Below are 1,854 nucleotides of genomic sequence, written 5' to 3' on the forward strand. Positions count from 1 at the left end.
GGCGCGGGCGGCGGCGCTGGAGGACGCGGGGCCGGTGGCCGGGGTCCGGCTGGTGCGGGTGGCGCAGCGGGGAGAGGACGTGCTGTTCGTCTACCGCGCGTGGACGCTGGAGGGGCCGCAGGAGCGCTTCACGCTGGGGACCCTGCGGGCTGGAGGGTGGCAGGTGGAGTCCGGTGGAACGTGGGCGGGGCTGGAAGACGAGCCGGAGGTGTGGCGGAGGGTGCGGGCGGTGGTGGGCGGGAGGTAGGGGCAAGGGTGTCTTGATCCGGCCTACCCCTCCCCCCAGCGCCTCCCCCCCGGGGGGGAAGGGGAGGGGCGCTGCGCTAGAGCATTTGCCATAAGAATGCGGTGGGTTTCCGCATGCGTTGGCCGAGCGGACTTGCAAAGCTGCGCAGCAGAGCGAGCGAATTGAAGAGGAGCATTGGGCATTCGGGGAGGCACCTGGGCGCCCTTCCCCGGGGGCCGTCATTCTGTCAAATGCGCTAGGCAAAGGTCGTCCCCCGATGTTCTTGCCTCGCTTGCCCAGAGTTACAGCTCAACGCTCAGCGCCCTACACTNCGCCCTTCCCCGGGGGCCGTCATTCTGTCAAATGCGCTAGGCAAAGGTCGTCCCCCGATGTTCTTGCCTCGCTTGCCCAGAGTTACAGCTCAACGCTCAGCGCCCTACACTCCCCCCATGCTTCCCCCCACCCCCTCCCCGCCCGTCTGGGGCATCCTCCTCGCCGCTGGACGGGGCAGCCGGATGGGGCGGCCCAAGCCCCTCGTGCCGCTGTGGGGGGAGCCGCTGGTCACGTACGCGGCGGCGGCGCTCGCGGCAGGCGGCCACGACGGCCTGCTCGTGGTCGTGCCCCCCGGCGAGGTGGGGGAGGGGGTGCGATCGGCGCTCTCGGAGTGGCCCTTCGCGGCCGTGGTCAATCCAGAGCCGCAGCGGGGGCTGCTCTCCTCCTTCCGGGCCGCACTCGGGGCGCTGCCGGAGGGGGTGGGCGCGGCGGCCTTCGCGCTGGCGGACATGCCGCTGGTGACGGCGGAGACGCACCGGGCGCTGGTTGCAGCCTTCCGGGAGACGGGAGCGCCCCTGGTGCTGGCCCGCTACGGGGAGGGTTCGGAGGCGGTCCACGCCCCGCCCCACCTGCTGCGGGCCGACCTCTGGCCCGGGGTGCTGGCCCTGCCCGACGCCGACCACGGCCCCCGCGCGGTGCTGCGGGCCTATGCGGCGGGGGCCGTGACGGTGGAGGTTTCCGCCGGTCAACTCCTCGACGTGGACACACCGGAAGCGCTCTCGGGGGCCGAGGGCCGGATCAGTCCTCCCCCGCGTCCCCCACGCTGAGCAACCGGGCGAGGTCCGGGAACAGGTCGCGCACCCGCTCCTGCGCCCGGTTGCGGGCCACTTCCTCCCGCGCGATCAAGCGGGCACGCTCGAAGCGCAGCAGGTCGGGGTCGCCGTGCAGCAACTCCAGCACGACCTCGGCGTCCTGAAAGCGGCCCAGGGCTTCGAGCGTGTCCGTCAGCACCGGGGGCACCTCGCCCAGCAGCGCGAGCGTGTAGCGGTAGCGTTTGAGCCGCTTGCGCCAGCTGTGCCACGGCTCGGCGTCGTGGGTGGTGAGCACCGCTTCCCCGGCGGCCAGCAGGCGCTTGCCGTCCCTGCGAATCAGGCGGCGGGCGCGGTGTTTCCAGCCGCGTTTGAGCTTGAAGGCGGGGGGCGGCTCCGGCCACCCGGTCCCCGCCAGCCGCGCCGCGCGGCGCCCCTGCCAGGTGCGGTCGAAGTAGGCGAGGGTATCGGCGGGCACGTCCAGCTCGGTCAGGGCCTGCCGCAGATGGTCCCCGGCCACGTCGTGGTCGCGCAGGGGCGCGGCGG

Annotated in this window: 3 protein-coding genes; 2 read left to right on the forward strand and 1 reads right to left on the reverse strand. The window is 73.2% G+C overall.

Annotated features, from left to right (window positions below; all coding sequences use genetic code 11):
* Together QOL99_RS16780 and QOL99_RS16785 are read left to right on the forward strand one after the other, a co-directional pair.
* A partial coding sequence (locus QOL99_RS16780) for a hypothetical protein (protein ID WP_285525521.1) occupies nt 1–247 on the forward strand: 247 nt, incomplete at its 5' end.
* A gap of 428 nt (nt 248–675) precedes the next feature.
* Nucleotides 676–1,326 (forward strand): nucleotidyltransferase family protein, encoded by a 651-nt coding sequence (locus QOL99_RS16785; protein WP_285525522.1) that lies wholly within the window; start codon nt 676–678, stop codon nt 1,324–1,326.
* Here QOL99_RS16785 and QOL99_RS16790 read toward each other — a convergent pair.
* A partial coding sequence (locus QOL99_RS16790) for a CHAD domain-containing protein (protein ID WP_285525523.1) occupies nt 1,298–1,854 on the reverse strand: 557 nt, incomplete at its 5' end. The genes QOL99_RS16785 and QOL99_RS16790 overlap by 29 nt on opposite strands.

Origin of the sequence: Deinococcus rhizophilus, from assembly GCF_030271215.1 — a bacterium.
Taxonomy (GTDB): domain Bacteria; phylum Deinococcota; class Deinococci; order Deinococcales; family Deinococcaceae; genus Deinococcus; species Deinococcus rhizophilus.

Coding starts and splice junctions, on each gene's coding strand:
- QOL99_RS16785 (WP_285525522.1), top strand. CDS start 676: ATGCTTCCCCCCACCCCCTCCCCGCCCGTCTGGGGCATCCTCCTCGCC.